Source organism: Actinomycetota bacterium, from assembly GCA_005888325.1.
GTDB lineage: Bacteria > Actinomycetota > Acidimicrobiia > Acidimicrobiales > AC-14 > AC-14.
Genome location: VAWU01000078.1, coordinates 546 through 7,124, shown reverse-complemented (window position 1 = coordinate 7,124; position 6,579 = coordinate 546). Strand labels below are relative to the sequence as shown.

Annotated in this window: 6 protein-coding genes and 1 pseudogene (1 of these 7 cut by a window edge); 3 read left to right on the top strand and 4 right to left on the bottom strand. The window is 69.1% G+C overall.

The window, feature by feature from the left end:
• The 4 genes and pseudogenes from E6G06_21830 to E6G06_21815 all read right to left on the bottom strand — a co-directional run.
• Positions 1–780: pseudogene (locus E6G06_21830) on the bottom strand (DNRLRE domain-containing protein) (it extends 102 nt beyond the left edge of the window).
• Between the two features lie 64 nt (positions 781–844).
• Positions 845–1,453, bottom strand: coding sequence for a hypothetical protein (locus E6G06_21825; protein ID TML85665.1), 609 nt, complete (start codon positions 1,451–1,453; stop codon positions 845–847).
• 913 nt (positions 1,454–2,366) lie between these two features.
• Positions 2,367–2,603 (bottom strand): hypothetical protein, encoded by a 237-nt coding sequence (locus E6G06_21820; protein TML85664.1) that lies wholly within the window; start codon positions 2,601–2,603, stop codon positions 2,367–2,369.
• A gap of 191 nt (positions 2,604–2,794) precedes the next feature.
• Positions 2,795–3,265 carry a hypothetical protein gene (locus tag E6G06_21815; protein ID TML85663.1) on the bottom strand — a complete coding sequence of 157 codons (471 nt, stop codon included), beginning with the start codon at positions 3,263–3,265 and terminating at the stop codon, positions 2,795–2,797.
• 285 nt (positions 3,266–3,550) lie between these two features.
• Here E6G06_21815 and E6G06_21810 point away from each other — a divergent pair, with 285 nt between their 5' ends.
• From E6G06_21810 to E6G06_21800, 3 genes are all read left to right on the top strand, one after another.
• A complete protein-coding gene (locus tag E6G06_21810; GenBank protein TML85662.1) occupies positions 3,551–4,483 on the top strand; it encodes a hypothetical protein in 933 nt (310 codons plus the stop codon).
• Between the two features lie 21 nt (positions 4,484–4,504).
• Positions 4,505–5,521: a hypothetical protein gene (locus tag E6G06_21805; GenBank protein ID TML85661.1), complete on the top strand. Its 1,017-nt coding sequence runs from the start codon at positions 4,505–4,507 to the stop codon at positions 5,519–5,521.
• A gap of 612 nt (positions 5,522–6,133) precedes the next feature.
• On the top strand, positions 6,134–6,376 hold the full coding sequence (locus E6G06_21800) for a DUF2630 family protein (GenBank protein TML85660.1): 243 nt from the start codon (positions 6,134–6,136) through the stop codon (positions 6,374–6,376).
• The last annotated feature ends 203 nt before the right edge of the window (positions 6,377–6,579 follow it).

Below are 6,579 nucleotides of genomic sequence, written 5' to 3'. Positions count from 1 at the left end.
GGTGCCATTGGCGACGGAGCGGGTGTCCCAGTCCAGCACATAGCCGTCGGAGGTCTTCACTCCCGCGCCGAGCAGCACTCCGCCACGGAAGAACTCGACCTTCGACAGGTCCGCGTTGTCACTGGCGGAAGCGACGATCGTGGTGATGCCACTCACGGTCGAGTTGGCGGAGGGCTGAGTGAGCTGGGCGGTGGGAAGCGTTGTGTCGGCGACGCCGTCGAAGCTCAGCTCCGGAGGATGGTCGCCCTCTCGGCTGGAGAACTTCGCCGTGTCGGATCCACCCCGGGTCAACGCCAGCGCGACGATCCCGTCACCGAAGAATCCGCCGACACCAACCTCCACCCACGCGCCCGCTTGTGTCGGTTTGAAGACGAAGTTGGTGTAGCCACGGAGACCGAGGATCGAGGTGTTGGGCGCCGTCGTCCAGGTCACGGCTGATTCGTCGAAGCACGAGCTGGTGTAGGCGACCTGCACCGTGTTCTGGCTCGGGTCGGTGACCCACAGGCGCAACTTGGCGCCACTCAGCCCCGGCAGCCCCTTGACGTTGAAGACCAAGTAGCTGACCGACCCTGTACCAGCCCACATCGTCTTTGTGCTACCAAAGCTCGCGTTGGGGACGCTTGATTGCACACGCGCGTCGGAAATCGCCTTGAACTTCAATGGGGTCGTGGCTGCCGCCGAAGGCCGAGCTGCGACCAAGGCCAAGGCGGTCGACGCGATCAGAGTCGAGACAACAGCCGAGGACAGCCATTTCGCTCGAAGCACGAAGCCCCCACCCAAGAGTGCTTGATGTGACCACCCCGCTGGTCGGAGGCGGCAGGAGCATACTTGGCCGCCGCACAGGTCACGAGGGCGATTCCGCCTCGACCGGCTCCACGTCGATCACGCTGTTCTGCTCGCGGATCTGGTTGGTCAACACCATGAACTCGTGCACCTCGGCGAGGATCGGCGACTCGTACGTGGGAGCGACCGGCGCCAGGACCTCGGGCTGCGGTGGCTTGACGGTGTACAGGCCCGTGATCTTGGCCCGGTAGTCCAGGAGCCGCATGTAGGTCGCGACCGCGGGGATGACGACCTGGGGGTTGCCGGAGTGAATCAGCGGCCAAAGGCATTGCCCGATCTCGTCGGTGCGCGCCAGCTCCAAGGTGCGTAGGTCCTGGTCGCCCTCCCGCATCCAGCGCCCCAGCCCGCGGATGACCGCGCTGCGCGCCCCGGCCGCGCTCTGGTAGCCGAGGGCGTCGGCGATCTGCTGATAGGTGCAGTCGGCGGTGCGCAGCTCGATGGCGGCGCGCTCGCGCTCGGCCAGGGCGATGGTCGAGGGCCGCGCGTCGGTGGTGGGGTCGAGGGCGGCGTGGCGGCGGGCACCGGCGCGGTTGCCGTTGCCGGTGTGGCGCGCCGCGGGGACCGCGGGATCGAGTGTGTCGCTGGGCTGCGCGGACGTGTCGACGGGCATGGCCGCAGGGTAGGGGGCGTACTCCAGTTAGAGGGTGACTCCGCTAAGTGTCGAGGCGCCGTTCACCACGCCGGAGTGCTGCAAGCGCGACCGACCCCACGCTCAGCCCCGATCGAGTACGCCGATGCTCCGCACGCTCCCGTCGAGGCCGTGCACGAACAGCTCCGCGGGCACGTGTGCGCCCTGCGATGGACCGGATGTGCGCCACCGCGTCGCCCATCTCACCGTGGCTGTCGAACTCTTCGACACCATGACGGCACGCCCATCGACCGTCATCGAGTTCGATCACGCGGAAGAACCAGCGGCCCTCGGCCATTGCCTACCAGCATGAGGCTCTGACCCATGGGGCGGGAAGGGCCGAAAGGCACAATCTCCTGTCCCGTACAAGCTCGTGATCCTGGCCCGGTCGTCCACGCGCCGCAGGTCGATCGCGGAGACCCTGCGCGCCACTGAGCTGGTCGGCATCCAATCAGTGGCCGGAGCGCCTCCCCGGCCTACGCTGAGTCCGTCGCCCCCGGGGGCTGGGTGCGGAGCCCGCCGTCCGTCGCACGGTCACCGGGGGTGGCGTCCGCAAATAACGAGCGACCCCACTCGGTGTCGGATCTGACGGGCGTCGCTCCATCGGGAGCTAGGCCCTCCAGCGCGGCCCTCGCCCGGGTACTCGGCGGTAGTGACCGATGTCGTCGAGCCAGGCGGCGCGTGCGCCTCGCCACCGCCGCGCCCGGAGGCTGCGCCGAACGACGACTGCGCCCATCATCGTGACGGCAAGGACAGCCGCGCCCAGTTCCCAAGCCATGTGTCTCACCTCGTCAGTCCTGACCCTATGGCGCGGGGGGATCGAACTCCCAGTCGCGCTCGGCGTAACCACCGCTTGGCACGATCAGCGCGCTGAGGGACAGGCGCGTGTAGCGCGTTAGCTCCGATGGTGCCGGTCATGCCGCGCGTGGCAGGGATAGGCAATCGTCGGCAACGGCATCTGCACCGCACCTAAGAGCATCTCCATGGCGATGTCGCCCTCCAGCGCCTCCGCGGCCTCCACGCAGGCCGCATCGGCGACCGCGGCGGCCAGCTCCGGTGTCGCCACTCCACCCATGGCCGCTTGTTGGATGGGCACCGTGCACCCGCGGTCAATGAACGCGCTGGTCAACATGGCGCACCTCCCCGGTGAGATGGTCTGAACCTACCGGCGCACAGCGTCGAGGCGCTCAGGTTGTCGATCGCGCCGCAGGGTGATCGTGGTGCCGAACGCGGCCACGGGGTAGCTCGCGCGGATCACCGATGTCTCGACCGTCGATGCGACGACCAGTCGGCCGCGTTGTCGACGGTCAAAGCGGTCGCTCGCTAACGCGACTCGCGCTTCGACGCGGGGCGCGTGGTGATCATGCCCTTCAAGCGCGGGGGGAGTGTGCCGGGTGCGGTCTGGCGCACACCGGGCGCGGGATCGGTCGCCGTCTCGTTGACCAATCTCGACGCCAGCTGTCGGGAGATGCCCCAGAGCCGTGCGATCGCACCGATGCTGAGCCCCTCGGTCAACGACAGGCGAAAGCAGGCCTTCCGCATCCGGTGGCGCGCCTCCTCGAAGCGCGTCAGTCGCTCGACCAGATCGGCTCGCAGTTCGCCCACCCCGATCTGGCCCATGATCTCGTGCACCGGAACCTCGCGCTCGACCTGGCGACACGCCCGCTCCATCGCCCGCTCAAAGCGGCGCAGGGCGGCGCGCAGCGTCGCCGCCTCCTGGCGGAACTCTTGCAACCCCGCGAGTGCCTGGCTCCGCTCGCTCGTCGCCGATGTGTCCCTCTGGGCGTTCGCCATACACGTCGATCTTCGTCACCCACTCGGAGTTCTTGAGCCCCAGGTCGAGCCTTCGTCAACCGGGGGTGCGCAACCCCAGTAGACGATCGCCCTCAAGTGTCTACGTGATGTGGCCGATGCTGAGGCTGCACCGTTCGCGGAGACGGCGCGGGAACGTGTCGGAGCGCCCGGGGAGCCCGTGCGTCGGAGCCGAGAACCGGGAGCAAGATGCACAGTGCTGGGGCAGTCCTTCATCGATCGTCCGCGGCCCGACGCCGCTCCGCAGCCGGGCTCGCCGTCACCGTGGTGGCCTGGACCCTCTTCGTGTGGAGCGTCGCCCCCGCCCATGCGGCGGCCCTGACCAACCTCAATTGGTCGGTGTCCAACAACCAGGTGGCCGCCACGGGCGTCACCTACTCCTACTCGTTCAAGACGGCCACCACCGGCACCATCAAGACCATCACCTTCGCGGTCTCGGGTGCGGGCCTGGGCGGGACGCCCGCCATCGTCAAGAACTACGGGATCCCCGCGGGCACGGTCGCCCGAAGCGGCCAGACCATCACCTACACCGTGACCACCGCGGTGTCGGTGGCGGCCAGCGTCCCCATCTACATCGAGCTGTCGGGCCTCACCAACGGCACCCCGGCCGGGGGCTACACCACCTCCATCACCACGCAGACCTCGGTACCGGCCACGATCGATGGGCCCACCACCTCCAACACCGTCACGCTCGCGGCCAACAACACGGCGGTGACGGTGACGCTCGACAAGAGCCTCACCTTCACGCTCGACACCACCGCCTTCACCCTGGCCATGGACCCGAGCCTGCCCGCCCTGGCCGACCAGAGCCAGAGCGTGGGCCTCACCATCCAGACCAACGCCAACTCCGGCTACACGCTCACCGTCTCGGACCTCGCCGCGGGCCTCCAGAGCGCGGGCACGGGCAACCCGGTCATCGCCGATGTGTCCTCGGGCAAGGCCACCTCGGTGACCTGGCCCGGCGCCCCCAAGTTCGGCTATACGGTGACCGGCACCGGCGCCACCGTCGACGCCGCGTTCAGCGCCTCCAAGTACGCGGGCTACGTGGCGGCAGGCGAACAGATCGCCAGCCGGGCCGGGCCCACGGGGGGCACGGCCGACACCGTCACCATCGCCAACCGGGTGGCCATCGACTTCACCGCGGCCACGGGTGACTACACCGACACCATCACCTACACGGTCACCCCCAACTTCACCTGAGCCGTGCTTCGCCTCGCTGCCATGGGCGCGCCCCACGCGCAGACCAGTGTTCGGCGTCTCTTCTTGGCGCTGGTGGCCGCCTTCCTGCTGGCGTCGCTCGGCCTTACCCCTGACGCGCGGGCCGCGCCCTCGGGGCCAGCGTCCGGGCGGTCCCTGGCGGTCTCCGTGCCCCCCGAGCCCACCGTGGTGCGTCCCGGTTCCGCCGCGAAAATCCCCATCCGCGTCCTCAACCCCGGCCACTCGCTCGTAACCGCCACGATCACGGCCCGAGAGGTGCGGCTCCTCGATGACGGGGTCGTACGCGTGGGGACTGGCCCTGACCCCGCCTGGCAGGGCCGCGTCAGCTTTACGCCGTCGATCGTGGCCCTCCCGGCGCAGGGCTACGCCGAGGTGAGCGTGAACGTCGATGTGCCCGCCACGCTCGACTCCGACCTCCACTTCGTCGGCTTCCTGGTCAGCCCCGTGCAGACGAGCCCGGGCCAGGTGCAGGTCATCAATGAGATCGGCTCCTTTGTCACCCTCGACGTGCCCGGTCCCCGCAGCACTCGACTCCGGGCGAAGCTCCGGCTACCCGGCGTGACGCTGGGACAGGAGGCCGCGGGCAGGCTCCAGGTCCACAACGTCGGGCGGTCGGCCGTGCGCTTCTGGGGCGAGAACGACACAACCGCCTGGCCCGGAAGCGGTACGCCGCGACAGCAACGCTTCGCCAAGTCCCTGGTACCGATGGGCCGCTCCCGCTCCGTGCGCGTTGTCGCACGGCCGCACTGGTGGGTGGGATTCGTCACGTTGCAGGTGCGAATCGTCTACCCCGCGGCGACCGAGGCGGCGACCCGCGAGATCGCACTGCACAAGCGGGTGCTTGTCGTCGATCCGCGGGCGCTCGTGGTGTTGGGCGGTGTGCTCGCCGCCGCCGTCGTGATGTGGATGCGTCGCCGTCGCCGCCGTCGCCGCCGGTTGGCCGCCCGAGCCAGACGCAAGGGTTCACACCGCCAGTCGCCCAGAACTCGCGCCTCGGCTCCGAAGGTCGGGGTCTCGTAGGGCGCCGCGACGATCGTCTCGGACGCGTCGAGCTTCCAGGTGGCGTCGGGGGCCGACTGACGCTGATGCCGACGACTGCCAGGTTGCGGCCCACTATCACCGCTGCATCGGGCGGCGCGAGTGGGACGGCTCGTATTGGCGTGCAGTAGTCACGCGTCCGGCGTGACCCTTTCGCCGACTCATCCATAGACCGAAGTGCGAGCCGTGCGCGTTGTCGACGGGTGTCTGGACCGTCATGGACAGCGGCTAACGCGCGCTCAGGACGGCGCGTGCGTTGAGTTGACGTGCTGGGGGCGCCCGACGAAGGGGCGCAGCGCCTGAGACAGCGCGTCGGGCGACATGACAACTCGTGCAGATAGCCGCTCTCATCCCGCGTCGAGCGCGCGCTTCGCCTCGGTGAGCGAGCCCTCCTGCGAGGCGGCCAGCGCGCCGCCCGGGCGCACGCGGGCGACGAGGGCCGCGTCGGGCTCGCCACCGCTGGCGGCCACCTCCATCGCGCCCACGTCGAGGAAGGCCAGGAGGACGCTCATCCCCACCGTGCCGGTCGTCGCGAACGCAGCGCCGTCTGATCAACTGACCATTAGGCACCGTAGCCACGAGGGAGAGAAGCCGATGACCGACGAGGACCTACACGAGCGCATCAGCCGCTTGGTGGCCGAAGAGCACGTTCTTCATGAGGCCCATACCGACCGCGGTCTAACCGGCGAGGAGCGCAGCCGCCTGCGGGACATAGAAGTCGGCCTGGATGTCTGTTGGGACCTGCTGCGCCAGCGTCGCGCACTCCGCGACGCTGGCCGTGACCCCTCGGGCGCGCGAGTGCGGAACGAGGGCACCGTCGAGGACTACCGGCAATGAGATAGACCCTGTCGCTGGTTTGGCGCAGAGGGACGGTTCCGCGCCGACCGGAAGCATCTGGGCGGGCTTGCGCTGGCGGGGGAGTCGTCGCCGTCCGTCGCAAGGCTGACGACGCTGCCGACAGCACCACGGAGTGATCGACCGCAGTTGGGGGAGGACCTGTCGCGCCTTCCATCAACGAGTGGTCGCACGACAGGAGCATT

Excerpts from the sequence above, each read along its gene's own strand:
- E6G06_21815 (TML85663.1), bottom strand. The coding sequence starts at position 3,265 with ATGGCGAACGCCCAGAGGGACACATCGGCGACGAGCGAGCGGAGCCAG.
- E6G06_21825 (TML85665.1), bottom strand. The coding sequence starts at position 1,453 with ATGCCCGTCGACACGTCCGCGCAGCCCAGCGACACACTCGATCCCGCG.
- E6G06_21805 (TML85661.1), top strand. The coding sequence starts at position 4,505 with ATGGGCGCGCCCCACGCGCAGACCAGTGTTCGGCGTCTCTTCTTGGCG.
- E6G06_21800 (TML85660.1), top strand. The coding sequence starts at position 6,134 with ATGACCGACGAGGACCTACACGAGCGCATCAGCCGCTTGGTGGCCGAA.
- E6G06_21820 (TML85664.1), bottom strand. The coding sequence starts at position 2,603 with ATGTTGACCAGCGCGTTCATTGACCGCGGGTGCACGGTGCCCATCCAA.